This window comes from Thalassoroseus pseudoceratinae, assembly GCF_011634775.1.
GTDB lineage: Bacteria > Planctomycetota > Planctomycetia > Planctomycetales > Planctomycetaceae > Thalassoroseus > Thalassoroseus pseudoceratinae.
In genome coordinates this window covers 1,201,537-1,226,380 of the sequence record NZ_JAALXT010000002.1, presented here as the reverse complement: position 1 = coordinate 1,226,380, position 24,844 = coordinate 1,201,537, and the positions used below count along the sequence as shown (strand labels likewise).

Here is a 24,844-nt window from a genome sequence, read left to right as displayed (position 1 = left end):
TTCACGGGCTTCGTTGTTTTCAATTTCTCAGATCACGTGAGTCGTCTCACCAGCCGAGATAGACAGGGCTGAGACCGCAAGCACCATATGCGGCGTAGCCATAACCGTAGCCGTAAGGGTAATACGGAGCGTAGCCAGCCCATCCGAAACCGCCGTATCCTGGCGGATAGGCGTAAACAGGATAGGCAACCGGCGAGAATGGCACGTAATTGGAGTAGGTGAACACTGGGGCGTAGTAGTCAACATACGGTGCCCAGAGATAGCCGGCGGTCCAGTATGCCGGATAGCCGCTGTAGCCGTAGATCGAGTATCCGCAGGTGTTGTAGCAGCCTTGGAAGCCATAAGACCCACAGCATCCATAGGCACTCATGTCGGCGGGTTGGCCGCTGTCAGCCGATTGACCGGCGTCAGCCGAATCCGATACTTCCGATTCAGGATATGCCGGGGCAGCTCCGGCTGCCGCGTCTTCTTGAGCCGCAGAAATTTGTGTCATGCACGCGACCATTGCCAACGCACTCAACATTCGCCATGCCAGTTGTTTCATACCATTCCCCCTGGTGAATATTCTTGAAGTTCATACCGCAAACTCGAACCGAAGACGCGGCGCAATATCTCCCGCGACTCTCCCAAATTACCAGCCAATCGCGAGACACTCAAGTTTTTGGTGATCGAATCGCCAGAGATTTCGGGGAAACTTCCTCAGGGTGTATCGATCCGGTGAAGATGTTGCCGAAAATCAACCACCAAGTTCCTGACGCAGTCGCTGAAAGTCGTCACCCAAACGCCCGAGTTCATTCCGAAGCGTGAGGACATCATCCCGCAACTTCTGATTGTCTTCCCGGAGGGCGACCACTTCGCTTTGGAGTTCGGTGAATTGCTCAGTCGTCACGGCATTTGCCGCGATCGCTGCGGGGGTTGCCTGCGATCGTGGGGCCGATACGGGTTCATCAAAGTCCTGAGATTCGTCTGCGTCGTCCGTCGGCTGGAGAACCATATTCTCCTTGGCTCGGTAGAAACCGTGATCGACCATCGTGCCGCGGCGTTCAAGGTTGCCGCTGCTTTGCACCCAGCTTTGATCCAACATGCCCGCGAGTGCTTCACGGAGTTGTTCCAGGTTCTCGATGGGAACCATTCGACTTGCGCGAGCACGAAGTTCACCGAGCCGCTGTTTGCCGCGGAGCAGAAGTTCGCCCATGATTGCCAACTGCGGTTCGGTAATCGTCAGCCGATGCCGAATGTAATGCCGATAACGGGGGGCACGTCCAGAATCGGTGTGAATCTCCCCAACCAGGCCCATTTCTCGGAGTTGCTCGAGAACATCAGCGACCTGGTCTTCGCTGTACCCGGTTACGGGATCCCGGTTACTTTTCTGATTGCAGCCCGTCGTCAATGCTTTCAACGTCAACGGGTAAGAATCTGGGGTGGTTAACCCCTTTTCAATCAATGTGCCAATCACTCGCCGTTGTTGTCTGGTGAGTTCGGTGAGTGGAACGGAACTTTCTTCCGGTGGCGTCTCCAACATCTCTTGCGGACTCCTTCAGCAATTTCCAACGTTGTGACAAACTCACTTGGCGGCCAACAATTCTTTGACCAAGGGAATCACATCCGCTTCATACGTGAATTCCCCGGCGCTGTTCGCATCGAATCGTTTCGCCACATTCCCATCCTGCCCGTAGACGTAAATTGCCGGCAACGATCCCAATTTGAGTTTGTCGTAGAGTTTCTCGTCGGCAACATTCGACATCACGTTCGTCAGCGTTGCGTTCTGCGAATTCAGGAACTCCATGACAAATTCCCGGTTCGATTCCGGTTTGCCGTTCCCCTGGTAATCCATGTTGAACGAGATGCATTTGACCTGTTCCGGATAAGACGCCTGCAATTTCACAAGGTTGGGAAACTCCTGCATGCAAGGCAGACAATGGTTCGACCAAAGATCGAGGACCACGACTTTTCCACGGTGTTTGGCGACGATTTCCTGGGTTTGCTCCCAGTTGAGCGTTTGCAACTCGACATCGCTTTTCGCGACCGGTTTGCTCTCTGGTTGAGAAGGCTTTTCCTCGGATTCGTTCGTTTTTTCGGGCGTCTTGTTTGCGTCTTCCGCGGGCGTTTCTTCTTCGAGTAGCAACTTGACTTGCGGAATCACGTCGGAACGAATTGGCAGCGGGCTGTCTTTGTCACTATCGAGCGAAACACTAATTTTGTGCCGCAACTTGCCGGTCTTGTCGTACAGGAAAATCGCCGGAAAGCGAACCGAGCCGGTGGACATCAACAATTCAAACTGCGGTGCGACAGAAAGCAGATGCCGAAAGTTCGCTTCATGTTCGGTCAAGAACTTCTGAACCGCTTTGACACGAGTTTTACGATCGTCGGTATCGTTGAGCGCGGAATTGAGATTGACACTCACAAACTCGACGTCTTCGTCTCGGAAGATCTTCGCCATCCGGACAAATTCGTTGATTTCCTCCTCAACGAACTTGGTTCCTTCACTCCAAAACATGACCGCCGTAACCGAACCGGGTGACGACTCAATCGAGGCGGCAGTTTCTGCCCACGGTTGGTAGGCGACCTCTGGCTCACCTGGCAACGGTCCTCCCAAGTCTTCCTGCGGAGGTTTGACTTCGCCGTTGTCATCATCCGTCTTCGAGGAAGAGCAGCCAACCGCCGTGCATAATGCCAGAACCAAAACCAGTAACCGGCTACAGGGATGGATGTATTGTCTCATTGTCAGGCCCATAAATTATTCCGCGACAGTTGTTGTCTTAGATGCCCTCGATTGTGGCGAACACTTGACCAAATCGCAAGTTACGGTCGAGCTGCCAAGGGCGTGATGAAATCGCTGTTCGCGCGGAAGCGAGTTTCCGTTACACAGATACCCGAACCGCAACCGAGTCGATTTGGGCCCTCCCGGCATGTCACAAAGGGATCACAACGAACGAATTCGCAGGACACCTTGGCTTCTGGTGTTTTGCCCGCTGGCGTTGATGTTGATCGGGCTGACCGGTATCGATCGCGGCGATGCATTGGCAACAAGTGGAGATTACTTCTCCAAGCAAGCGGTCTGGATGTGTCTCGCGATGCCCGCCATGTTGGCCGCGACATGGATTCCCTACCGACTCTTCAAACCGCTCGTATGGCCCTTGTTTCTGGTCAGTGTAATCCTGCTCATCGCGGTTTTCTTCTTGCCGGCACGCAACGGTTCTCGACGATGGATTCCGCTGGGGCCAATTAGTCTTCAGCCGTCCGAATTGACGAAGCTAGCGTTTATTTTGGCGTTGTCGCGTTACCTGATGTATCGCCGGAACTACCGGCAACTCACGGGGTTACTGATCCCGTTTCTGGTGGCTATGGTGCCGATTGGGCTCATCCTGCGAGAGCCCGACCTGGGAACATCGCTTGTCTTCATTCCCGTCCTGTTCGGAATGCTGTTCACAGCCGGTGCTCGCCCCCGACATTTGATCTCGCTTGTCTTGCTTGGCGTCAGTCTCACGCCTGTGCTTTGGATGGGCATGAGTGCCGAACAGAAATCACGGGTGGTCACATTGTTCACACAGGCTGACGGTGGACCGGCTCCGCGTGGTGACGGCTACCACCTTCACCAATCGAAGCAAGTCTTGGCGTTGGGGGGCCCGTGGGGGAGTGAATTGGGCGGCATGTCGGTGACCAATCCGTATGCTTACCACCTTCCGGCAGCTCGGACCGACTTTGTGTTCTGTTTGATCGGCGAACGCTGGGGTTTCGGGGGTTGTGTGCTGACTTTGGGGCTGTATCTGTGTCTGATTGGTCGAGGACTTCTCGTCGCTGCCGCGACTCGGGAACCGTTTGGGCGATTGGTGGCTGTTGGAATCGTGACGCAATTCGCAACTCAGGCCATCATCAACGCCGGAATGACCGTTGGCCTGATGCCCATCACCGGCCTGACCTTGCCGCTCCTGAGCTACGGTGGTTCAAGCTTGGTGGCGACGTGTTTTTCGATCGGTCTACTGATCAATATCGGTATGCACCCCGGCTACGAGATGCATGGCGACCCGTTCCGCTTCGATTGATTGCACGCAACCAATCCAGCGACTATTCCGCGATTGTCAGACGGTTGACGATTTCCGGATGCTCCGCAGCGACATCCGTTCTTTCACCGGGATCGTTCACTAAGTCGTAGAGCAACACATCGTTCACACCCGCGGATTTCACGGCTTTCCATGGCCCCAAACGAGCCGCCTGTGCCATCCGGTACCGCCAATACAAAACCCGTTCGGCTAATTCTCTCCGGCCGTAAATCTCTGGCATCAGAGAAGTTCCGGGGAGAAATGTCGGTTTTTGAATTGCCCAGGCCAGTTCCGCGAGTGTTGGATGCAAGTCCCAAACGACCGCTGGTGGCAATCCGAGGCGATTCGTGGGAAAGAAGCCGGGGAATCGAGCGATCAACGGAACCTGCAGGTTGGCCTGCCCCAACCCGTGCGGTGCAAATTGATACGGACCCAGACTTCCGAGTCCATTCAAAGCAGCGGCGTTGTTCGGGTCTGGACCGGTGAACGCGGTGAAAAAGACAGCCGTTCGGTTTGTCAGTCCCAGGACCTCCAAACCACTGAGTATCCGTCCCACATCTTGGTCCATCATCATCAGACCGGCGGCATAGCGGTTTGCAGTTTGACCCAACCCGTCGCGGGTCGGTGGAATTCGATCCAACAACGCTGCGGGATACCCCATGTAGTTGGGCAGATGGAGCTGAAGATAAAACGGACGTCGTCCGCCACGCTGTGTCCGAAAGAACCGTAGCGATTCCCGCACGAATAAGTCGCCCGCAGTAAACCCAGGCTGTGCATTGTTTTGCGCGATTGGTTGAAGGGGTTGTTCCTCACCGAGCCAGATATTGTCTGGCGTGGGATCATCCATCGCAGAGTAGGGCAGCACGCCCATCCATTCATCAAATCCATGATTGAGCGGGGTGTCGAGCGGTGCGTTGTCCGGAGCGCCCCAAACGCCGATGAAGCCCGTGTCATAACCGGCCTGCCAAAGCGTCTCGGCGACATTGCAGCGGCTGTTTCGAAGTTGGAAACGTGGTTCGGCTTCCTCATCGGCTTGACTCGGCAGTTGTCCCGTCAGCAGCGACCACCGGGAAGCCAATGGATCAGGACTCGCACCGTGAAAACTCAGAAATCGAACCCCATTCTCAGCCATTCGATCCAAGTTCGGCGTGATCGTGGGTTCTTGTCCATAGACCCCCAAATCATTTGCAGCCAAGCGGGGGGCAACAATCATCACGATATTCGGCGAACGTGCCGGGTTCATCACACGGACCTGGCGATTGGCGTCACGGATGGCTTCCCGATTGGATCGTTTCATCCGTTCCAATTTGCGAAGAGCCTCGTTCGCTTGTTCCAATCCATTCTGGACTTCCGCCGGAACTGCAATCGGAGAAAGAGTTTGCAGTTGATCAATTACGGAATCCAACCCCAGGGAATCCGTTGTGGATTCTGTCTTGGTTGATTCTTCGGCGGATTTGGCGACGTTGAACAATGTGGCTTGCTGACCACAACCGCTCAAACAGAGTCCGCACACCAGGCACAGAAGGACCGACGGAACGCGGAGAATACGATCAACAAGGTGACTCATCGTGTACCGACCTGTTTTCTTGTGGAAATTCAATTTCCAACGAGATGCAAGTTGCATGCCGATGGGTTCGACTGTCCGGTTTGTCGGTGTCTTCCGCAATGGTCCTGTTGTTCCGGTTGTGACGGTTATCGGTGTGCATCACGTAATATCGAATTCGCGGTTCCTTCCTGACCGATGTTCAAGGGCAGAGCAGCTAACAAGTATTCATGGCGTGCTTTGTCTCCCGGGAATGTGCAGAACACTGAATTCTTCACGTTCGCCGGAGACACAGAAGACCGGAGTACGGTCGTCTGCCCGAATGGGGAACAAATCCCTGGCCTTTTTGAGCATGGAAAGGAATCCCGCTCATGTATCTGTTGCCCTTAGTCCTGGTGGGAGCTTCCCTAGGAGCGGACGTCGCATCCTTTGACGGAGTCTCGACCCAATCAAACGCACCAGTCATTCATACCGTTCAGCCTCAAGTCATCGACTTCGCCAGCTACAACGGCACCAGCGCCCATGTGGTGTCTCATCCAGGAATACAACACGTCAGCGCTTGCGCCCCGAGTTGCACCGCATCCCCAACTTCGTGTGCAACATCCGTCTGTGGACCGTTCGCCCAGGACTCTGTTTGCCAGTCTCATGGAGGTCAGTACTACGGCGGATGCGTCTCGACTAACGCGTGTCTCGCCTGTGGAGGTGGACTTGGCTATGGCAGCCAGTATGGCGATGGAAGCGGCTATTGCGAAGCCTGTCGAGGTGGCTCTCCGCACGCTTGGCAATACGGATATGCCGGTGACGATTGCAACAACGGCTGCTGCTGGTTAGACGAGTGCTGGAACGATCACCTGATGCAAAATTGTGTGGGCCCTGGCGACTTGTATCCTCACTACGCCTACTATCCCAAGTTCCACGGCTACTACTACTTCCGCCCCTACAACTACATCCATGTGGAACGGGATGCAGCACTCGCGGCGGCGATGGGCGGTGATGTCCGGGCTCCATACAGCACCGAGTTCCTGAAGCCAATGTTCCAAAGCTTCGCGACGAACTCGCCTCTTCCGCCTCAAGATGAGAAGCGTCCGTTCGATGCCAAGCTCCCCAAATTGGAAGACTTGGTCGGTGGCCAATCCAACAAGGTTCCTGCTCCACCCCGAACGGAAACAATGCCGGAATACGAACCACCGGCCCCGGCTCCAGCCGCACCGCTGAGCATCCCAGGAATCTGATTCCCAGCGACACCATCACGGACGACGGAACCACAGACAATCGAATCCGAAAACATCAGCCCGATGGAATTCAATTTCCATCGGGCTGAGTCTATTTCAAGGTCGCATGAGGCCGATCGCTAACCAACGTTTGCGGATTGGTGCCCAGATCGAACACATAATAGTTTCCAGCCGTATACACAATCGGCGAATCTAACGGGTAGGGCAGGGGAATGTCCGATTCCGGCATGTCTCCACCAGTCCGAAGACTTCGAGCCCGATCTTTCACCTCTCGAATTTGCTGGTCACGAAGAAGCGACGTCTCGATATTCGCAACCAGGTAGCGAATCGGTGTGTTCCGATGAGCTTGCCAAATCTCTTGACGACGGCTTGGCAGAAACACGAGCAATTCCAACGTGTACACATACCGGGTTGGTGGCGTGAGCCTCATGCGGTCATACAACGCGACCAGTTCCGAGTTGTAACACCATACGTCCCGCGTCCCGACCTCATTCTCGGCCAAAAAGTCCGCGACTTTGTCAATGTCCTCGAGTTGTCGGTTTGCGGTTGCTCCGCCAAGTCGCTCAGCAACACGAACCGGCAGGGGTGACCGAATACTTGGCCACCATAGCCCCAGGCGTTCGAATCGCAGAAGCGGAGAACAAAGAACTGCAACTGTGACAAACCCAAGAACGCCAACACGCCCGAGACTCGAAACACGAGAGCGAAAGGACATCGCGACGACCACGATCCCCAATAGAATCGGTGCCACATGAATGTAGTGAAATAAGTGTTGAAGCGCGAATGCCTGAATGGTCCAAGTCAGATAGCAAATTGAAAGCAACGCGACCGGAAGATCACTGTCGGTGCGATCTGCCCGGAAACTTCGCCGAATCGCCAAACATGCGACGGGAACAGCCAACACATGCAGCCAGACCCACGGCGACAGGAAATAGAGCAATTCGAGATACCGTATGAATGTCTTGTGGGCTTGACCACTCGTGGCGTACTCGGGATTCCACTTAGTCATTGTTTCCCAGAAGGCCGACCAGCATCCGACTGACATCATCCAACCAACACCCGCACCACCGATGATCAGCCCTCCGACGAGCAGTCCAGCCGAATCCACAGCTATTCGCCGCCACTGCCGGGTCATGGTCACACTAAGAATCCAAACCATTCCAGCCATCAACACGACATGCGGTTTCAACCAGACTCCCGCTCCCCAGACCAACCCCTCAAGGACTCCTAGCCCGAACAGAATCGTGTTGCTGACAGTCCCGCTCTGAATTCGTTCGGTCTGCCGGATTCGTAACGCCAACGCACCGAGCACAGGCACGGTCATCCAGACATCGCGTTGGCAATGACACCACGTCGTTTGCGAGAAGTAGAACAGAAAACAGGCCGCCGCCAAATAATATCGTGATCGCGCTGAAACCCCTTTGGGGACGATCCACCGCACCGCGATGAAAACGGCCGCTGAGAACATCAGCAGGTCGAACACTCGCAGGGCTTCCCAAGAGTCCCCCGCAATCGAGCGAACCGCGACATGCAACCAAACCACGCCGGGCAGGTTCGGTTCAAACATATCTTCATATAGTTTTCCACCGTCAACGAGATGCCGAGCCTGTAAATCGTAATAGATCGCGTCGTTGGTCAGTGGCGTCCGCAAGAACGGAGGGACGGCAACCGCCAGAATTGCCACAAGCACGAAAATCGCCAGACCGACGGACTCCGGCTTCGAACTCGTTGTATTTACATTCGACATGGTTTTCGTTCCTCGATTCAACACACCGGAGCGGTTGTCAAAGCGAATCGCATACCAACGCAATGGAACAAGAAGTGCGTCAGCCCACTGACATCCACTTAAAAAAGCAGATGAAACCACCCAAGTGATTCCATTTGGAAACTGTCACCATGGATCAGCGCCACCTTCAGGAAATGGCTCACCTCGAAGACACGTATTGGTGGCATGTTGCCAAACGAGATCTGGTAGTTGAACTCTTGAAGAAACATGCCCCGACGGCTGGCATCGTCGTTGAGGGTGGAATCGGTTCCGGACGCAACTTATTGGAATTTCAACGACTTGGATTCGATGTCCATGGCTATGATCTGCTGGACGCTTCCATCGAAATGGCCAAGCAGCGAGGACTTGAACACGTTCGGCGACAAGACCTCCACGACGCTTGGCCGCTTGAAGATGGTTCCGTCTCGGCCGTGGTGATGTTGGATGTTCTCGAACACATGGCCGAACCGGTCCCGGTGCTGGAACACGCCGCTCGTGTCCTGAAACCCGATGGTGTGGTGATTCTCACGGTGCCGGCGTATCCGATGTTGTTCGGCAAATGGGATGAAATCCTCGGCCACCATCGCCGTTACACGAAGCGAACACTTCGGCGACACGCGGAGCAAGCCGGACTCGATCTTGCGTGGTGTCAGCACTGGAATTCATTCACGTTGCCTGCTGCGATGGGAATGCGACTGAAAGAGCGAATTCGCCCCCAACGAGACGCCGCCGAGTTCCCACGGGTGCCGAAGTGGGTGAACTCTCTGTTGTTGCGTTGTGCCGGATTGGAACGGAGCTTGCTTCTACGGATCGGAATGCCATGCGGATTGTCTATCGCCGGAGTGCTGCAACATGCCGATCGAGAACGCCAGCCTATCTCTTCCGTCGCGTCCAAATCCCGACCAAACACGGCTGTCGGTCGTGCTGCCGGTGTATAACGAGTTGTCGATTCTGCCCCGACTGACCGAGGCACTTGTAGAGAATCTGGAGCGGACCGGCTGCGACTTCGAGGTCATCTACGTCAACGATGGCAGTTCCGACGGCAGCGAAGATTTGCTCGATCAGATCGCCAAGGAAACACCGGGCGTGCGGGTCGTTCATTTGGCTCGAAACTTCGGTCAGCAGGCTGCCTTACAAGCGGGACTGAGTGTTGCCAGCGGCGATGCGGTCATTGTGATGGACTCCGATTTCCAAGACGATCCCGCCGCAATCACTCGCTTTGCGGAACGCTGGCGGGAAGGGTTCGACGTCGTCTACGCCGTCCGTGTGCAACGAAAAGAAAACGCCGTCAAACGGTTCCTGTTCCGCTCGTTCTATCGCATGTTGAATCGCATTTCGCGAACACCGATTCCGCTCGACGCAGGCAACTTCGGGCTGATCGATAAACGAGTCGTCCAGTCGCTTTTGCAACTCGGTGAGACAGATCGTTACTTCCCCGGCCTCCGCAGTTGGGTCGGTTTACGTCAGACGGGAGTGCCGGTCGAACGATTGGACCGACACGACGAAAACCCGCGAGTCTCGTTCTGGGGTCTGGTACGTCTGGCAAAGACCGCGATTTTCTCGTTCTCGACCGCTCCTCTCTCGCTGTTCTACTTCATTGCCGTCATTTCGTGTGCGGTGTGCTTCAGCCTGACGGGGTTTGCTCTCTACCACAAACTGTTCAGCGGAGCGGCAACGCCAGGCTGGACTTCGGGATTGATGACCGCTTCTTTCTTCGGTGCGTTGAACGCCTTCGGCGTGGCGATTCTCGGGGAATACGTTGTGCGAATCCACGACCAAGTTCGCGGGCGACCCACATTTCTGATCGATCGAATTACCGGTTCCAGCGAAACAGAGGAAGCTGTCACATTCGATCCCTTCCGGTTTTCATCGCCCACGGCAAACACGCAAGCCGGGCAACCGTTTCCAGATGGAAACAATTGGCGCTAGCAGGTTGTTCCTTTCGTTTGCACATGCCTTTGAACTTCGTAAGACCTTCATCATGACCACTGTCATTGATCAAAATACCACGGCCCCAAACACCGACGCTTCCGACGCCGACGAACCCGAACCGTTGCAAGTGCATCTGCCCGAAAAGTGGCAACTGCAAGCTTGGCAAGTCGGGTTGGTCGTCGCGTGCTCGTTGTTCTTCATGTATCACAACTACATGCGATTGTTCTATTCGGATGTGTGGGGACACATCGCCTACGGCAATTGGATTCTCGATCACCAGGAACTTCCGACATCTGAACCGTTCGTGCCGTTGGCCGAAGGTGTGGAAGTCACGGCGACGGCCTGGGGTGGACAGATTCTGCTCGCATTGGCAGGGCGGGGCGGTGGTGCGGAAGGATACTCCGCCCTTTTTGCAGTGGTCACGACGCTAACCTATGCCGTCTACGCGTTGGCATTCCGAATGCAAATCGGGCGATTTGGCTGGGCGTGCTTGGCGTCGTTTCTGGTGTGGGCTGTGAATTGGGGCCGTCATGCCGTGATTCGTCCGGAGATGTTTGGCGGCTTGTGCTTTGCGATTCTGATCGCCTGCCTAATTGCCGCCGACCCTCGTCGGAAACGCGATGCCGATGATACGAGCCGAACCGATAACGGCCAAACCCCGTGGTTTGTGTGGCTGGCCGTTCCGCTTGTGATGACATTGTGGGCGAACCTGCACGGGTCGTTCGTCGTTGGGCTCGTTTTGCTCGGCTGTTACACCGTCGGACGCGGTATCGAAGTCTTGCTTTCCACCGGAAATCTTTGGGCGATCTTCGCGGATCGTACATTTCGTCGTTGGGTAATTCTGACCGAACTCGCGGTGGTCGCTGCGTGTATCAATCCCTACGGTTTCGATCTTCTGCTTCACACGTTGCTGTTCCCGCAGAATCCGAATCTCAAAGACATCATGGAATGGTACTCGTTGGAGATGGTCTCGCTGGAAGGCATCACCGTGGGGGCCTCGTGGATCATCACGCTTGTGGTGCTACGTCATAGCCGAGCAGCCTTGCGAGCAACCGATGTGGTCGCATTCAGCGTCTTCACGCTAGCGGTCATCATGCGTGTGCGAATGGTCGCGTGGTATGGTCCCGTTTGGATGTTGATGTTGGCTCCGCATCTGCGTGATGTGCTGGAACAAATTGCGGCGACGAAACCAGTTCAGAAACTTCGCGACGATTCCGCCGTGCTCTTCACTCGATCTCCGCATTACACGCTGATCGCGGCTCTGGTCTTGTGGTTGGCGTTTGCGTTTTCGCCGGTCAGCAAGTTCGTTCTGGGTGGCAAAGCGCGGGCGGACAGCACGCTTTATCACAGTGACACGCCTCTAGCGGTCACGGATTACCTGCGTGAGAACCCACCGAGCGGATTGGTCGCCGGTCCGCAGTGGTGGGGCGATTGGCTCGCGTGGGATGGTCCGGAGGGCATCCAAATGATGATGACCACGAATGCCGTGCATGTGGCTCCTCCCCAAGTTTGGAAGGACTATCTCCGCATCGCCAACGCGACACCGGATCTGTCACGCCGGCTCGACCGATACCGCGTCAACACCTTGATTGTCCACAAGGAATTGCAAACAGATCTCGAACGATCCGTCCGCCGACTGCCGGGCTGGAGAGTCACCTATGAAGACGATCTCGCTCTGATCGCCGTTCGCGGCGGTGAGAAAACGGCCGAACCGGATTTCGTCCCGGCGATTCCGTCTCCGGCGGTTGCTGAGAAACCGGAAATCTGAACCGGCCCCACGCCGAACCGTCCGCTGTTTACAGACTTCCTGAAGACACATTGATCGAAAGTCGCTGAGACATGTCGCAAACTGAGCCAACAAGAACTCCGGTCGCGCGTCATGCTGTATTATTTGCAGCCATTCAGGTGGTATTCTTGATCGGTGTCGGTGCGTATGCGGCTTGGCGTTATCAAGAGATGACCAAGCCGAACCTACCGCCGGTTCCACGAAACGAACCGATCCGCATCACGCCGTTGTACGATCGACCGGACGTTGTCTCGGACGACCAACTCCAACGGGTGTTACGATTGTTGGAACCTCGGTTTCGAGGGCGAAATCCTCAGATCAACCATGTGGATCATGCGTTGCGGTTCTGGGGGGTGGAAGCGGTGTTTTCCGACCCGCGAAGTCTCTCCGGAGTCGAAATGCGGGAATTGCTGCTTGATCATCGACGATTTGCCGCCGCATGGGGCAATGACAAGAAACCATTTCTTGTGCCCGACACGACCGGCGAAAGCCTGAAGTTCCGGACGATGCAGGGGAAAGCCTCAGCAAGTCACGTTGATCACACGTTAGCCGGACTGGCGGAAGTCGGAACCCCGCTGGATTACCCAGTCATCACCCCGAACGGTGAAACCACATTGCGGGCTGGATTGGCACAGTCGTTGGATCAGTTCAGTTTGAACCAGGTCGAATACGAGTGGTCGACATTGGCGTACTTGCACTATTTGCCGCACGCGAAGAGTTTCCGCACGACCGAAGGCCAGGAAATCACGTGGGACCGATTAGCCGATCGATTGATGCGACAACGACTCGCCCAGGGTGTGTGTTTCGGCAACCACCGTTTGCACGCGTTGGCGTTGCTGCTGCGGGCGGACGAAGAATTCGGAATGCTCAGCGAGAAAGGGCGAGCGAAAGTGATCGCTCATCTCCAAGACGTGACGCGACGTCTCGTCGCCACCCAATCGCCTGAGGGATATTGGGACGGCGGTTGGCCAGGTGAGGAGTTCGACGGCCCGCAACCTGATGGTCTGGTTTCGCCGATGGGACCGCAGGCGGATCGACTCTTGGCGACCGGTCATGCACTCGAATGGTGGGCGTTTGCCCCGGCAGAATGTCTTCCGCCCACCGAAGTCATCGAACGAGCAGGGCAATGGTTGGTGCAAGGTGTGGAAGAGTTGACGCCGTCGCAACTCAGCCGTTTTTATCCGTTTTTGTCGCACGTCGGACGCGCTTTGTCACTCTGGCGGGGCAAGTTCCCAGCAGAAGTCTATCGCCCATAATCTTGACCGACGTATAGGACCGGAGTTAGCATCGCCCGCTGTTGTCAATTCGGGAGCATCAACAGCAGGGATGAAGATGTCACACGATCTCGCGGCGAAAATTGCAGATCGATCGGCTCGTGTGGGCGTGATCGGTTTGGGATATGTCGGGCTGCCACTGATTCACGCTTTCACATCGGCCAGTTTTCGCTGCATCGGTTACGATGTCGATCAGACAAAAGTCGAGCAGCTTTCGGCCGGTCGAAGCTACATCAAGCACATTTCGTCGGAAACGGTGGGCGAATGGATCAAGAAGAAGCAACTCGATCCAACTGCCGACATGACCCGGTTGAACGAAGCCGACGTCCTGTTGATTTGCGTGCCTACACCGCTCAATGAGGCTCGTGACCCGGATCTGCGGTACGTGGAGGGAACGGCCCACGCCATCGCGAAAACACTTCGTGCCGGTCAATTGGTCGTACTGGAAAGCACCACGTACCCCACGACTACCCGCGATGTCCTGCTGCCGATTCTGGAAGAAAGTGGTCTGACGACTGGTGAAGATTTCTTCCTAGCATATAGTCCGGAACGCGAAGATCCCGGTAATCCACAATTCAGTGCGAAGAACATCCCAAAGGTGGTCGGCGGCATTGATGAGCAAAGTGGGGAATTGGCCGCTGCATTGTATCGACATGCCATCGTGGAAGTGGTCCCCGTATCCAGCCCAGAGGCGGCGGAAGCGTGCAAGATTCTCGAAAACACCTACCGAGCGGTCAACATTGCGTTGGTCAACGAGTTGAAGGTGCTGTTCGATCGCATGGGGCTCGACGTTTGGGAAGTGATCGACGCCGCCAAGACGAAGCCATTCGGATTTCAGGCGTTTTATCCTGGACCAGGGTTAGGCGGTCACTGTATTCCGATTGATCCGTTTTACCTCACCTGGCTGGCACGCAAGCAGGGTCTGTCCACGCGATTCATCGAACTAGCCGGTGAAGTCAATCGCACCATGCCAGAGTACGTTGTGCTTCGTTTGGCGGAGTTCTTGAACGATGAAGCAAAACCGATTCGCGGCAGTAAGATTTGCCTGCTGGGAATGGCTTACAAGAAAGACGTGGATGACCCCCGGGAAAGTCCGTCGTTCGAGTTGTTGGAATTGCTTCGGGAACGCGGTGCCGATTTGACCTACAACGATCCGCACATCCCAACGCTGCCACGGATGCGACACTACGACGTCCCCGAGATGCACAGCCAAGAACTCACGCCAGAGTTCTTAGCCGATCAGGACTGCGTGTTGATTGCGACCGATCATTCTGCGTACGATTATGACCACATCGTTCGTCACGCTTCGCTTGTTCTCGACACTCGCAATGCCACCAAATCGGTCAGCAACGGTCGGGAAAAGATTCGCAAAGCCTAGACGACGTCCGTTCAAGGCGATCTTCCACACCGATTTATCAAACGAAAGACAACACCATGCGTTCGCGGTACCTCCTGATTTTGCTGATGTTTTCCGTCTGGGGTTGTTCGTCAAACCAGGATGCCGACGGAACCGCCAATGACGGCGCCAAGAAATACCGAATCGCCGTCATTCCGAAAGGCACGAGTCACGACTTTTGGAAGTCGGTCCACTTTGGTGCGGAGAAAGCAGCCAAGGAACTTGGGAACGTCGAAATCAGTTGGCAGGGCACAGCGGACGAAACCGACAAAGAAGGGCAAATCAAGATTGTTGACACGTTCGTCGGCCGTAAAGTTGACGGGATCGTGCTGGCCCCGATCGATCGGGACGCCTTTGTGCCGGTCGTGAAACGAGCGAAACAGCGGGATATTCCGGTGGTGGTCTTCGACAGTGGACTCCGCGACCTCACCAATGTTGTGAGTTATGTCGCCACCGACAACTCCAAAGGCGGCCATCTCGCTGGCGAAAAGATGATCGAGCTGATGGATGGCAAGGGCGGCGTGATCCTGCTGCGGTATCAAGCCGGGAGCGAAAGCACGGAGCAACGTGAGGAAGGCTTTCTTGAGGAGATCGAAGCGGCTGATGGCGTCAAAGTTCTTTCGGAAAGTCAACGAGTGAACTCTTCAGCGGAGGAAGCCTTGAAGATTGCCGAGCAACTCTTGCGAAATCACAAGGACAATGTCACTGGCGTGTTCACCGTGTGCGAACCGAACAACAAGGGGATGCTACAGGCCCTGGAAAACCTGCAAATGGCTGGCGATGTCAAATTCATCGCATTCGACTCGGATCCGCGAATCGTCGAGGGATTGAAGGACGGCTCGGTGGACGGTGTCATCCTGCAGGACCCGGTCAACATGGGCTACCTTGCCGTTAAAACAATGGTCGCTAAGCTGGAAGGCGAAGAAGTCGAGAAACGGATCGACACGGGAGTCTACCTCGTCACTCCGGAGAACATGAACGAGGAAAAGTATCAGAAACTACTCGACCCCGATCAGTTCGAAGCGAAGTAAACGATTCAGAGACCGACGGGGAGCGTGATCATGAATTTCGCTCCCTGCTCGGATGGTTCCAGAGTCATGATGCCACCGTGGGCTTCTACGATGCGTTGGCAGATCGAAAGCCCAAGTCCGGTCCCTTTGGATTTCGTCGTGAAGAACGGTTCGAAGACTTTCGCTCGAAGTTCCTCAGGAAGTCCCGGACCATTATCCTGCACGGAAACGATGACCGCACGCTGCCCTTCGAATTTGCTGTAGGTCGTGGTCACCGTCAACTGCACCGGATCGCTGCCAGCCGCAATGGCGTTCTCAAAAAGGTTGCGAAACACCTGTTCGATGCGGAAGGCGTCAATCGAACATTCAATCGGGGACTCGGAGCGTTCCACAAGGGAAATCTCCCGATCACGGTGACTCTTCTGAATCGATTCCCATGCTCGCTGCCAGATCGCAGCGATATCAGACTTCGCAACTTGCAAGGCCACGGGAGCGGCGAACGAGCGAACGTCATCGAACAAAACTTGCAATCGGTTCGCACTTTTCTGGATCGAATCGAGCGAACTTTCCACGTCGGGAACGTCAGCCGTTTGCAGGCGGAGCAGTTCCATTCCCATTTGGATCGAATTCAATTCGTTCCGGCTCTCATGTGATAGCACGGCGAGCGTCTCGCCGATCGCCGCGAGACGTTCAATGCGAAACGCTCGTTGGTTTGCAACTTGGAGTTCCGCGGTTCTTCGCGCTAACTGAAGACCGAAAATCACGATGGTCCACTGAGCCAACAGGGCAATGACTCGGTTTTCCAGCCCGAGCCAGAATTCCGCCGTTCCCGCAGGCCAAGGAATAGCAAAGCCGATCACCGTGCAGAGCGTGGTCACGATCGCCGCGACGACCACACTGCTACGGTCGGGCATCCACAAGGCCAAGAAGACGACAGTAATATACGGGACACCGGCGGCTACCCCTAAAGGAAAGACCAAGTCGAGCAGAAACACGATCGCCGTTAAGACGACCATCGTCATCCAGGTGACGCGACTGCGAGTCTCCTGTCCTTGTTGATCCGTGGGTATCGGTGACGTGGAACTCAAGCGACCCTCTTGCAAAAATACTCGAGGGCGGCCCAGAACCCACCCTCGAGACAAATCGACTAGTCAAACCTCATTGGTTCCAACGGCTACATATCCGCCGGTCCTTCGACACCGCCCGTGAATTCCTCATCGTTAGCCGCATGCCCGGTGAGAACTTCGGCCTGATATCCACCACGGCTTTTGAAGTAACCAATCAGGATCAGATAAGCCACGAGCATGATAATCGGGAAGATCGCAACTGTCGCGAGTGCTTGTTGTTTGGCTTCGTTCGAGATCTCGTTGATCTGTTCCTTGTCTTCCTTGGGAAGTTCTTTGACCGCGTCTGGGTTGACGGCTTGCAATTCCCCAAAGACCCATTTCTTGGTTTCGGTCACGTCGGCGTGAATTTCGGTGGCTTCGACCTTGACTCGGCTTTCCACTGTTGTGTCTTGGATATACCCCAAGAAAACGGCCCCAACCACACCGACCCCAAGCATCCCGACCGCACCGGTTGCATTGAGTGTTAAAGCTCCCCCTTTCGGGAATTGTTCGGCGACCACACCGAGCATCGTCGGCCAGAAGAACGTTTTGCCGATCCCGTAGAGAGTTGCAGCGATCAAAATCGTCACACCGGCCGCTTGCGAAAGGAAGACCAAACCACCAGCTGCGATCACAGAACTTGCAGCCAGAAGCCCCAATGGGGAGATTCGATGAACAATCGGTCCGGCGAAGAATCGCAGGATCATCATGATCAGCGACGTGTAAACCAACACCCAACCACCGGAAATGCCGAAGTCGCGTTCCATCAACGGTTCCATCAAACCAGCGATCCAGCTATCGGTTCCCAGTTCGGTGGTCGCCAATGGCACCATGATCACGAGCAAGAAGAGGAACAACGGTCGGCCGATCGCAAAACCAATCCACACGCCAAATCCAATGGTCAATGCGGCAATAATCAACCAATTCACCATGGTTGAAAAACCGAACACCCGACCGATTTCCGAGACCATCAAGAAGGACACAATCAGTGCCCCCCCCATACCGAATTCTCGAAGCATATCCCGGTAGGAAACGCCAGCGGCAACCCGTTCGCTCACAGGGAATTTACACGGGATCATCATCACCCCGTAGACCAGAACCGGGATGAAAATCAAACCGATTTTGTACTGCCAATCAGAGACACCGAGGTTCGTCAGCAACAGCGTCAGAAGCCCACCCAAAACGAGACCACCGGGCCAACCGGCGTGCAAGATGTTGAGCCATTTGGTTTTTTCACGGGCAAACATCGTAGCCACCACGGGGTTTACAACGGCCTCAACGGTACCGTTCCCCAACGCAACGACGAAGTTGCTCAGGTACAGAATCCAGTAGGCTTTTTGGCTATCTCCCGCGGCCAGTGACGGCGTCATGATCGCAATGATCGCCGACGCCACGTGACAGACGAAGGCAAACACCATCGCTTTGCCATAACCGATTCGGTCAATAATTAAGCTGAAGAGCACAATGCTGATCGCGAACGGCCACAATCCGACACCGAAGATCTCCCCTTTCTGCGTCTCCGTGAGATTAAACTCGGCGGCCAAGTCATCCATGATCAGGGCTCGGATGATAAATCCGAAGGCAGTCGCGATCAAAGCGATAAAACACGCCCAGAACAGGGTATAATCGGGTTCGTTCGCGGTCACCGATGGGGTTGGTGAGGCCGCTGCGCTTCCGGCGTCAGACATGGTGAAATTCTCCTCAGAGCGTCGATCAGGATGAGTGAAGACCGGATTGACCGTGCGACGAATGTCCCACGACCCCGGCAGGTTGGCGAGCATCGTACACCGAATCTCAAGCGCTTTCCATGATTCGACTCCACAGAAAACCATTCTGGCTTGGCGAAAACGCCTGATTGGAAAGATTTCCCCCTGGCTTGCTGAAAAATCGCTACAATTTGTGGGTGATCGAAATGATCCAATAAGATACTTCAGGCGTCTCGGGATTTGTTTCGCTTCCCCCCATCGCGTCGGGTAAAATGAACGTAACCTCCCAAGGCGTTTCCCCCGCCTTGCCGTTTCGGCCCGAATGTTGGAGAGCTGAAACTCGGCCTGCCTGAATGAAAGAAGGAGTGGCTTATGCCTTGGCGTTCGTACTCGGCGTCCTCATATCCGTTGGCTCGCAGTTCCCGGACTCGCCGACGTTTGTTGCTGATTCCCGACTTCGGTGTCGTTCCGCATCCGGAATTGGAACTCGAAGACGAAGACGATTCGATCGCAGATGAAGCCGCCCTCGACCAATTCTGGGCCGGACACGATTCCCGAGAGTTCGACGACGACCAACTCGAAACATTGGCGGAGGAAGACTTCGTCAATATCAGCGAGTTTGACGAAACCTTCGAGTCGGCGGAACTCCGGAACGAGCAATTGCGATCGGGCTTGGTGAGCGAAAACGTCTTGGATGAAGACGAAAGCCTGCACCATTCGCCATCGGATGACAACTCCCAGATTTTCGACCTGCTCGAAGAACAAGCGAAACGTTCGGGTGAGCAGTCCCAAATTCTGCGTTGGCACGATTCCAGCAACGAGGGCGGAGAGTCGGTTTTTCCGGTCGAATCGACAGACGACGACCGACCGCGGTTTCCATCCTGGTATGTGCCCACGTTTCGGACGCTGAAACGGCTTGTGGACGATCCGCAACCGGCCACGTGGGTTTTCACGGGCGATCGATTAAACGATGGGAACGTTCCGGGCGGTTGGCAAGACTTTTCCGAGCAATTTGGGGAGCGGATTCGTCGGGAGCTTGGTCGCTCGCAGGATGTGGTCATCAGCACGAGCACCACGGACGGCACCGTCGACGAACTACTTTCCAACCTGCAATACCGCGTGTTTCGATTCCGTCCGGAAGTTGTTACTTTGATGCTCGGCATTGGCGATTGCCGACGCGGTCGGGAACATCTCGATCAATTTCGCGCATCGCTAACCGATCTCATTGGCCAAATCCGCCAGCGTGGATCCGCAGTCGTGCTCCAAACTCCGCACCGGTTCGACTTCTCGGCACATCCCGAATACGCGTCGATTCGATCTTATGTGCGGGGCATCCGGGAAGTCGCTCAGAAATTGAGTATTCCCTGCATCGACCATTGGCGTCACTGGAAAGACATCGCTCCGGAGACGCAAGGCAAACCCGAATGGAGAGCCAGTGACGGACTGTCACCAAGTCGGGCCGGTCATCGAGAAATGGCCCGATTGATCTTCAAACGCTTTGGCATCTACGACGAAGCGAGTCCGTTGTGTTCAACGCAGATTCAGTAGATTGCGTTGTATAAGCCGTTATCAGAGCTGGGTCACGCTTCCGAGAACCGCCACCGTCAACAGCACGAACGCAACGATCATCGCGGCTCCACCTCGGCAGCCGCCTTTGTCCGGTACTGTTGGCAACTTGACATTCTGCCAAGCAAAGTCGGGGTCCAGCGTTCCATCGTGAAGATAGACCTTTAAGATGGCGATCGCGGTTTCACGATCGATCTTCTCGACAGGAGACTTGGCGGTGGCATTCTTGTGGTCGAGAAACAGCAACATCGCAGAGCCGCCCGTCACGGTTGCTTGAATCGCATGGTCTCGATCCCGATGGACCGAGACCCAAAAAATCCGGGATTCCTCGAAAAGGCGGTCGAGGTCGTCGTCGCTTGCCGGATCAATGCGTTCTTGACCGGATTCAATGTACGCCACGTTGCTACTCCAAGTGGAAATCGCAATGGGTCATTGCATCAGTCGTTCGATCCGCCGGTCAATCGGAAGATGTAGTAGATCAGCGTAAGGACGCTTTGCAATGTGGCTGCAACGTACGTCCAACCGGCCGCGTTCAGCACCTTCCGGACCGCAACCGCTCCCTGTTGGTCGACGATTTGATAATCGGTGAGGATCTTCTTGGCTCGATTGCTGGCGTCGAATTCGACCGGCAAATTCACGAGCTGGAAGAAAACCAAACCGCCGTACGCAGCGATCCCAAGGTAAATTAACGCTGGCTGCTGCAACAGAAACCCAAGAATCACCAACCCGAAGAACGCCATTGGCCCAAACTGTGCTGCCGGAACGGCGATGTTCCGCACGACCAAAGGCGCGTAGCGTTTGGCATCTTGCAACGCATGCCCGGCTTCGTGGGCAGCAATTCCGACGGCCGCAGCGGATCGGCTGTTGAACACTTCCGGGCTTAGCCGCAAGACTTTGCCACGCGGATCGTAATGGTCGGAAAGATGCCCGGGAGTTTGCTCAACAGTGACGTTATGCAAACCAGCTTGATCCAAAATGTACCGCGCTGCTGCCGCTCCCGTCAGTCGCGCATCGACCTGCATCGCCGAGTGATACGTCGATTTGATCCGGTATTGCGCCCAGAGCATCAAAAGCATTGCTGGTGCAATGAAGAGGAAATAGAGTGGATCAAAGAACATGGGGTGATTCCTAAATTCCAAATAGTCGTTTACTACGTCTTATCAACTTACGTTTTCGGTGCCAATTCTGTGGGAAGAATTTCGCCTCAGACATAGGCAAACGTTGGGATTGCTCGCTCGGATCACAAATTCCCGTTTTTTCGGTCTTGGTCATAGCGAGCAAAAAATTTCCGTTTGGCCGACAAAGTCGCAATTTGCGTACCAGCTTGGTATGTTCTTAACGCACTCGATTTCCGTCACCCGGCAGGGATTGTTTCGTTGACGGCTGATACCACATACACTTGGACTGTTCACCCCGCCCGAAAGCACCCGTGGCTTGCGGTCCTCGTCCTCGGTTCGCTGATCGTTTGCTCATACTGCATTGCGTTGTGGGGCAGTCATTGGATGTGGGGCGGATTCGCCGCCGTCGTCTTCCTCTGGACGTTACAACAATTCTGGTGGCCGACGGTGTACCTCATCAACGCGGAGGGCATCCAGATTCGGATGGGCCTCGCGGACTCGTCCGTTGCTTGGCCCGAGATTCTGAGCGTGACCGTCGACGAACAAGGCGGGCTGGTCCGCTTGCGACGTCCGTCACGCCGTTACTTGCAAACGCGGGAATTGACGCTCACCTTCGCTGGCAATTGCGGGGAAGTAGTCGAGCGAATTGGTCGCCATGCGTCGGAGATCGTCGTTGAGCACCGTCAACACGCGGCGTCGTGGAAACCAGCGGCGACACCTACTTCCTCCAAGCCCAACCGGGAGGGAGTCGCATGAAACCCCGCATTCCCGATTGGCTCCGTCACGCATTCGCGGTGGAAAAAGCCGAGGACTTCGAACCAACACCCGAGCAACGAGAACTTGTCGACAAGTTAGTGCAAGAAGTCATCCGGCGACGGCTGGTGGCGCCGGCCTTGGTCACACTAGAAATGTCCCGCCCGCTGAATTTCCTCAGTTCCCAGGCGTTGCACTTCTTCAATCCGATGATCACGACAGTGACGAACTCGAAAACGTCAACGCACCTGGCGGAAATGCTGGAACACCGGGGCTCGATCGAATTCCTGATCCAGCAACTCGAAGACGCGGAAGAAAAACATGACGCGGCGGTGAATTCCAACGCAGGGGGTGAGTCCGATGGCTAAACCACGAACGGTGGAATGTCGAGGCTTGTGCGTGTGCCTATCGTGCACCGACCGCTGGCGTTCGGAAGAATTCTACATCGACGTTCTCGGATTCCGACTCGTTCGAGGTGGTGAGGAACCAGGCGTATGCCGGTGGTATCAACTTGGCGACATCACCATCAGTATCATGCCAAACGCAAGTCGCCCGATGCCAGCCGGGTTCTACCCGGAACAGTCGACATTCCTTCTTTGGCTCGAAACGGATGACCTGCAAGCCTTGCACGAACGTTGCGTCAATGCAGGTGTTCCCATTGAATTCTATGACGAAGAAACGGTATTGGAGATTTCCGATCCAGACGGATTGCCAATCGAAATCAACCAGAAGTTCGATGATTAACGCTGTCAACTGATAACCCATAACGGTCCACTGACGACTCACAATCCCCATGCCCAACCCCGACGATATCCAAGTCATTCTCGCCACCGACTGTGGCAGCACGACGACCAAAGCGATTTTGATCGAAAAGATCGACGGTCAGTATCGGCAAACGTATCGTGGCGAAGCCCCGACGACGGTGGAAGAACCGGTGGCCGACGTGACGGCGGGCGTGATCAACGCGGTCACGGAAGTCGGGGAACTCGCGGGTCGAAAATTGGTCGATGACGACGGACAAATCATCCGGCCCGCCAACGGGGATGTCGGCTGTGATGTTTACATCTCCACGTCGAGCGCCGGTGGCGGACTGCAAATGATGGTCGCTGGCTTGGTGCGGCAGATGACCGGGGCCAGTGCGAAACGAGCCGCACTCGGAGCTGGGGCGATCGTGATGGATATGATTGCCGCCAACGACAAACGGTTGCCACACGAGCAAATCCAACGCATCCGCGAACTCCGTCCGGACATGATCCTGCTCTCCGGCGGAACCGATGGTGGGAATTCACGGAAAGTTGTCGAGATCGCCGAACTCATCGCTCCCGCCCGACCGCAACCACGGTTTGGGAGCCAATACCGCATGCCGCTAATCTACGCCGGCAACGCGGAAGCCGCTCCGCTGGTGGAGGACGTCTTTGACGACAATGTCGAACTGAAAACCGTGCCGAACATCCGCCCGGTGTTGGAACGCGAGAATCTCGCACCCGCCCGCGATGCCATTCACGATCTGTTCCTGGAACACGTGATGGCCCACGCTCCGGGTTACAACAAACTCATCGGCTGGACCGACGCGCCGATCATGCCCACGCCGGGAGCCGTCGGCGATATTCTCCGCACGATCGCCGAACGACAAGGCGTGAACGCGGTGGCGGTGGACATCGGCGGAGCGACAACTGACGTGTTCAGTGTGTTTCCCGGTCCTGATGGCAAACCCACATTCAACCGAACGGTGTCAGCGAATCTCGGGATGAGTTACTCCATCTCGAATGTCGTCGCCGAAGCCACCCTGGATTCCGTCCTGCGGTGGGTGCATCTCGACATGGACGAACGCGAGTTGCGAAACCGTGTGAAGAACAAGATGATCCGCCCGACCACGATCCCGCAGACACTCGAAGCGTTGGTCTTCGAGCAAGCGGTCTCACGAGAAGCATTGCGGTTGGCGTATCTCCAGCACAAGGAATTCGCCACCACTCTGCAAGGTGTGCAGCAACAGCGGACCGTCGGCGATACCTTCACGCAATCCGGCGGTGGAGAAACCATTGTCGACAACATGAAACTCAATCTGCTCGTTGCTTCCGGTGGGGTGTTGTCGCACGCACCGCGAATGCACCAGACGGCGGCCATGCTGATCGATGCGTTTGAACCCGAAGGAGTCACAAGACTCGCCAAAGACAGCATCTTCATGATGCCCCATCTCGGCGTGCTAGCGCAAGTGCACGCTCAAGCGGCTCTGGAAGTCTTCGAGAAAGACTGCTTGATTTATCTCGGAACGTGCGTCGCACCGAAGGGGCAGGGCAAGGTTGGCAAACGCTGTTTCAGCTATGATCTGCAAGCCCCGAATTTGAACGAACACGGCGAAATGGCGTTCGGTGAACTCCGCATGTTTCCGTTAGCTCCCGACGAAACTGCCCATATTCGGATTCAACCGGCTCGTGGGTTCGATGTCGGTGCGGGACCGGGGAAGGAATACGAAGCGGACGTCCGTGGCGGAGAAGTCGGTCTCATCCTCGACGCCCGTGGCCGCCCGCTCGCACTGCCCGATCAACCCCGAGAAACCGTAACGAAGTGGATCCAAGCCCTACGACTATACGACTGAATTCAAACGACTGAATCAAAC

At 55.5% G+C, this 24,844-nt stretch carries 23 protein-coding genes; 14 read left to right on the top strand and 9 right to left on the bottom strand.

Translation table 11 applies throughout. The features are described 5' to 3' along the window. Positions 1-46: 46 nt before the first annotated feature. The 3 genes from G6R38_RS10290 to G6R38_RS10280 all read right to left on the bottom strand — a co-directional run bounded on the left by G6R38_RS10290 (position 47) and on the right by G6R38_RS10280 (position 2,722). A complete protein-coding gene (locus tag G6R38_RS10290) occupies positions 47-544 on the bottom strand; it encodes a hypothetical protein (protein ID WP_166823903.1) in 498 nt (165 codons plus the stop codon). A gap of 192 nt (positions 545-736) precedes the next feature. Next, positions 737-1,522, bottom strand: a complete 786-nt coding sequence (locus tag G6R38_RS10285) for a DUF480 domain-containing protein (RefSeq protein WP_166823899.1) — start codon at positions 1,520-1,522, stop codon at positions 737-739. 42 nt (positions 1,523-1,564) lie between these two features. Beyond that, on the bottom strand, positions 1,565-2,722 hold the full coding sequence (locus G6R38_RS10280; protein WP_166823896.1) for a TlpA disulfide reductase family protein: 1,158 nt from the start codon (positions 2,720-2,722) through the stop codon (positions 1,565-1,567). Between the two features lie 187 nt (positions 2,723-2,909). Here G6R38_RS10280 and G6R38_RS10275 point away from each other — a divergent pair, with 187 nt between their 5' ends. Continuing rightward, positions 2,910-4,043, top strand: coding sequence for an FtsW/RodA/SpoVE family cell cycle protein (locus G6R38_RS10275; protein WP_166823893.1), 1,134 nt, complete (start codon positions 2,910-2,912; stop codon positions 4,041-4,043). A 22-nt stretch (positions 4,044-4,065) separates the two neighbouring features. Here G6R38_RS10275 and G6R38_RS10270 read toward each other — a convergent pair whose 3' ends face one another. Further along, positions 4,066-5,607 (bottom strand): sulfatase-like hydrolase/transferase, encoded by a 1,542-nt coding sequence (locus G6R38_RS10270; RefSeq protein WP_166823890.1) that lies wholly within the window; start codon positions 5,605-5,607, stop codon positions 4,066-4,068. A gap of 498 nt (positions 5,608-6,105) precedes the next feature. On the opposite strand from G6R38_RS10270, the gene G6R38_RS10265 reads away from it, so the two are divergent. Continuing rightward, a complete protein-coding gene (locus G6R38_RS10265) occupies positions 6,106-6,414 on the top strand; it encodes a hypothetical protein (RefSeq protein ID WP_166823887.1) in 309 nt (102 codons plus the stop codon). Positions 6,415-6,437: 23 nt separating this feature from the next. After that, a complete protein-coding gene (locus G6R38_RS10260) occupies positions 6,438-6,815 on the top strand; it encodes a hypothetical protein (protein WP_166823884.1) in 378 nt (125 codons plus the stop codon). A 91-nt stretch (positions 6,816-6,906) separates the two neighbouring features. On the opposite strand, the gene G6R38_RS10255 is transcribed toward G6R38_RS10260, so the two are convergent. Continuing rightward, complete coding sequence (locus G6R38_RS10255) at positions 6,907-8,562, bottom strand: hypothetical protein (protein WP_166823881.1); 1,656 nt, start codon at positions 8,560-8,562, stop codon at positions 6,907-6,909. Between the two features lie 149 nt (positions 8,563-8,711). Here G6R38_RS10255 and G6R38_RS10250 point away from each other — a divergent pair, with 149 nt between their 5' ends. The 6 genes from G6R38_RS10250 to G6R38_RS10225 all read left to right on the top strand — a co-directional run bounded on the left by G6R38_RS10250 (position 8,712) and on the right by G6R38_RS10225 (position 15,999). Continuing rightward, entirely contained in the window at positions 8,712-9,518 is an 807-nt protein-coding gene (locus tag G6R38_RS10250) for a class I SAM-dependent methyltransferase (RefSeq protein ID WP_166823878.1), read from the top strand. Then, positions 9,433-10,509, top strand: a complete 1,077-nt coding sequence (locus G6R38_RS10245; RefSeq protein WP_166823875.1) for a glycosyltransferase family 2 protein — start codon at positions 9,433-9,435, stop codon at positions 10,507-10,509. Before G6R38_RS10250 ends, G6R38_RS10245 begins: the two co-directional genes overlap by 86 nt. Before the next feature lie 52 nt (positions 10,510-10,561). Continuing rightward, complete coding sequence (locus tag G6R38_RS10240; protein WP_166823872.1) at positions 10,562-12,280, top strand: hypothetical protein; 1,719 nt, start codon at positions 10,562-10,564, stop codon at positions 12,278-12,280. Positions 12,281-12,351: 71 nt separating this feature from the next. Continuing rightward, a complete protein-coding gene (locus G6R38_RS10235) occupies positions 12,352-13,554 on the top strand; it encodes a hypothetical protein (RefSeq protein WP_166823869.1) in 1,203 nt (400 codons plus the stop codon). A 76-nt stretch (positions 13,555-13,630) separates the two neighbouring features. After that, positions 13,631-14,950 carry a nucleotide sugar dehydrogenase gene (locus G6R38_RS10230; protein WP_166823866.1) on the top strand — a complete coding sequence of 440 codons (1,320 nt, stop codon included), beginning with the start codon at positions 13,631-13,633 and terminating at the stop codon, positions 14,948-14,950. 56 nt (positions 14,951-15,006) lie between these two features. Further along, positions 15,007-15,999: an ABC transporter substrate-binding protein gene (locus G6R38_RS10225; protein ID WP_166823863.1), complete on the top strand. Its 993-nt coding sequence runs from the start codon at positions 15,007-15,009 to the stop codon at positions 15,997-15,999. 5 nt (positions 16,000-16,004) lie between these two features. Here the strand turns inward: G6R38_RS10225 and G6R38_RS10220 are convergent, their stop codons facing one another. Together G6R38_RS10220 and G6R38_RS10215 are read right to left on the bottom strand one after the other, a co-directional pair. Continuing rightward, a complete protein-coding gene (locus G6R38_RS10220) occupies positions 16,005-17,066 on the bottom strand; it encodes a sensor histidine kinase (protein WP_166823860.1) in 1,062 nt (353 codons plus the stop codon). Between the two features lie 86 nt (positions 17,067-17,152). Further along, a complete protein-coding gene (locus G6R38_RS10215; RefSeq protein WP_166823855.1) occupies positions 17,153-18,772 on the bottom strand; it encodes an MFS transporter in 1,620 nt (539 codons plus the stop codon). Between the two features lie 390 nt (positions 18,773-19,162). Between G6R38_RS10215 and G6R38_RS10210 the strand changes: the two genes are divergently transcribed. Beyond that, positions 19,163-20,338: an SGNH/GDSL hydrolase family protein gene (locus G6R38_RS10210; protein ID WP_166823851.1), complete on the top strand. Its 1,176-nt coding sequence runs from the start codon at positions 19,163-19,165 to the stop codon at positions 20,336-20,338. 21 nt (positions 20,339-20,359) lie between these two features. On the opposite strand, the gene G6R38_RS10205 is transcribed toward G6R38_RS10210, so the two are convergent. Beyond that, positions 20,360-20,755 carry a hypothetical protein gene (locus G6R38_RS10205; RefSeq protein WP_166823848.1) on the bottom strand — a complete coding sequence of 132 codons (396 nt, stop codon included), beginning with the start codon at positions 20,753-20,755 and terminating at the stop codon, positions 20,360-20,362. Positions 20,756-20,793: 38 nt separating this feature from the next. Further along, positions 20,794-21,474 (bottom strand): zinc metallopeptidase, encoded by a 681-nt coding sequence (locus G6R38_RS10200; protein WP_166823845.1) that lies wholly within the window; start codon positions 21,472-21,474, stop codon positions 20,794-20,796. Positions 21,475-21,732: 258 nt separating this feature from the next. Between G6R38_RS10200 and G6R38_RS10195 the strand changes: the two genes are divergently transcribed. Genes G6R38_RS10195 through G6R38_RS10180 form a run of 4 tightly spaced genes read left to right on the top strand, consistent with a single transcriptional unit; the run spans position 21,733 to position 24,823 of the window. Then, on the top strand, positions 21,733-22,230 hold the full coding sequence (locus tag G6R38_RS10195; protein WP_206028530.1) for a hypothetical protein: 498 nt from the start codon (positions 21,733-21,735) through the stop codon (positions 22,228-22,230). Further along, positions 22,227-22,595 (top strand): hypothetical protein, encoded by a 369-nt coding sequence (locus G6R38_RS10190; protein WP_166823839.1) that lies wholly within the window; start codon positions 22,227-22,229, stop codon positions 22,593-22,595. The genes G6R38_RS10195 and G6R38_RS10190 overlap by 4 nt, the downstream gene beginning before the upstream one ends. Beyond that, positions 22,588-22,971, top strand: a complete 384-nt coding sequence (locus G6R38_RS10185) for a VOC family protein (RefSeq protein ID WP_166823836.1) — start codon at positions 22,588-22,590, stop codon at positions 22,969-22,971. Before G6R38_RS10190 ends, G6R38_RS10185 begins: the two co-directional genes overlap by 8 nt. A 49-nt stretch (positions 22,972-23,020) precedes the next feature. Beyond that, positions 23,021-24,823 (top strand): glutamate mutase L, encoded by a 1,803-nt coding sequence (locus tag G6R38_RS10180; RefSeq protein ID WP_166823833.1) that lies wholly within the window; start codon positions 23,021-23,023, stop codon positions 24,821-24,823. Positions 24,824-24,844: the final 21 nt, after the last annotated feature.

What these genes read in the sequence shown, in the direction of transcription:
- G6R38_RS10290 (WP_166823903.1), bottom strand. Translation starts at nt 544, where the DNA reads ATGAAACAACTGGCATGGCGAATGTTGAGTGCGTTGGCAATGGTCGCG.
- G6R38_RS10285 (WP_166823899.1), bottom strand. Translation starts at nt 1,522, where the DNA reads ATGTTGGAGACGCCACCGGAAGAAAGTTCCGTTCCACTCACCGAACTC.
- G6R38_RS10280 (WP_166823896.1), bottom strand. Translation starts at nt 2,722, where the DNA reads ATGAGACAATACATCCATCCCTGTAGCCGGTTACTGGTTTTGGTTCTG.
- G6R38_RS10275 (WP_166823893.1), top strand. Translation starts at nt 2,910, where the DNA reads ATGTCACAAAGGGATCACAACGAACGAATTCGCAGGACACCTTGGCTT.
- G6R38_RS10270 (WP_166823890.1), bottom strand. Translation starts at nt 5,607, where the DNA reads ATGAGTCACCTTGTTGATCGTATTCTCCGCGTTCCGTCGGTCCTTCTG.
- G6R38_RS10265 (WP_166823887.1), top strand. Translation starts at nt 6,106, where the DNA reads ATGTGGTGTCTCATCCAGGAATACAACACGTCAGCGCTTGCGCCCCGA.
- G6R38_RS10260 (WP_166823884.1), top strand. Translation starts at nt 6,438, where the DNA reads ATGCAAAATTGTGTGGGCCCTGGCGACTTGTATCCTCACTACGCCTAC.
- G6R38_RS10255 (WP_166823881.1), bottom strand. Translation starts at nt 8,562, where the DNA reads ATGTCGAATGTAAATACAACGAGTTCGAAGCCGGAGTCCGTCGGTCTG.
- G6R38_RS10250 (WP_166823878.1), top strand. Translation starts at nt 8,712, where the DNA reads ATGGATCAGCGCCACCTTCAGGAAATGGCTCACCTCGAAGACACGTAT.
- G6R38_RS10245 (WP_166823875.1), top strand. Translation starts at nt 9,433, where the DNA reads ATGCCGATCGAGAACGCCAGCCTATCTCTTCCGTCGCGTCCAAATCCC.
- G6R38_RS10240 (WP_166823872.1), top strand. Translation starts at nt 10,562, where the DNA reads ATGACCACTGTCATTGATCAAAATACCACGGCCCCAAACACCGACGCT.
- G6R38_RS10235 (WP_166823869.1), top strand. Translation starts at nt 12,352, where the DNA reads ATGTCGCAAACTGAGCCAACAAGAACTCCGGTCGCGCGTCATGCTGTA.
- G6R38_RS10230 (WP_166823866.1), top strand. Translation starts at nt 13,631, where the DNA reads ATGTCACACGATCTCGCGGCGAAAATTGCAGATCGATCGGCTCGTGTG.
- G6R38_RS10225 (WP_166823863.1), top strand. Translation starts at nt 15,007, where the DNA reads ATGCGTTCGCGGTACCTCCTGATTTTGCTGATGTTTTCCGTCTGGGGT.
- G6R38_RS10215 (WP_166823855.1), bottom strand. Translation starts at nt 18,772, where the DNA reads ATGTCTGACGCCGGAAGCGCAGCGGCCTCACCAACCCCATCGGTGACC.
- G6R38_RS10210 (WP_166823851.1), top strand. Translation starts at nt 19,163, where the DNA reads ATGCCTTGGCGTTCGTACTCGGCGTCCTCATATCCGTTGGCTCGCAGT.
- G6R38_RS10200 (WP_166823845.1), bottom strand. Translation starts at nt 21,474, where the DNA reads ATGTTCTTTGATCCACTCTATTTCCTCTTCATTGCACCAGCAATGCTT.
- G6R38_RS10190 (WP_166823839.1), top strand. Translation starts at nt 22,227, where the DNA reads ATGAAACCCCGCATTCCCGATTGGCTCCGTCACGCATTCGCGGTGGAA.
- G6R38_RS10185 (WP_166823836.1), top strand. Translation starts at nt 22,588, where the DNA reads ATGGCTAAACCACGAACGGTGGAATGTCGAGGCTTGTGCGTGTGCCTA.
- G6R38_RS10180 (WP_166823833.1), top strand. Translation starts at nt 23,021, where the DNA reads ATGCCCAACCCCGACGATATCCAAGTCATTCTCGCCACCGACTGTGGC.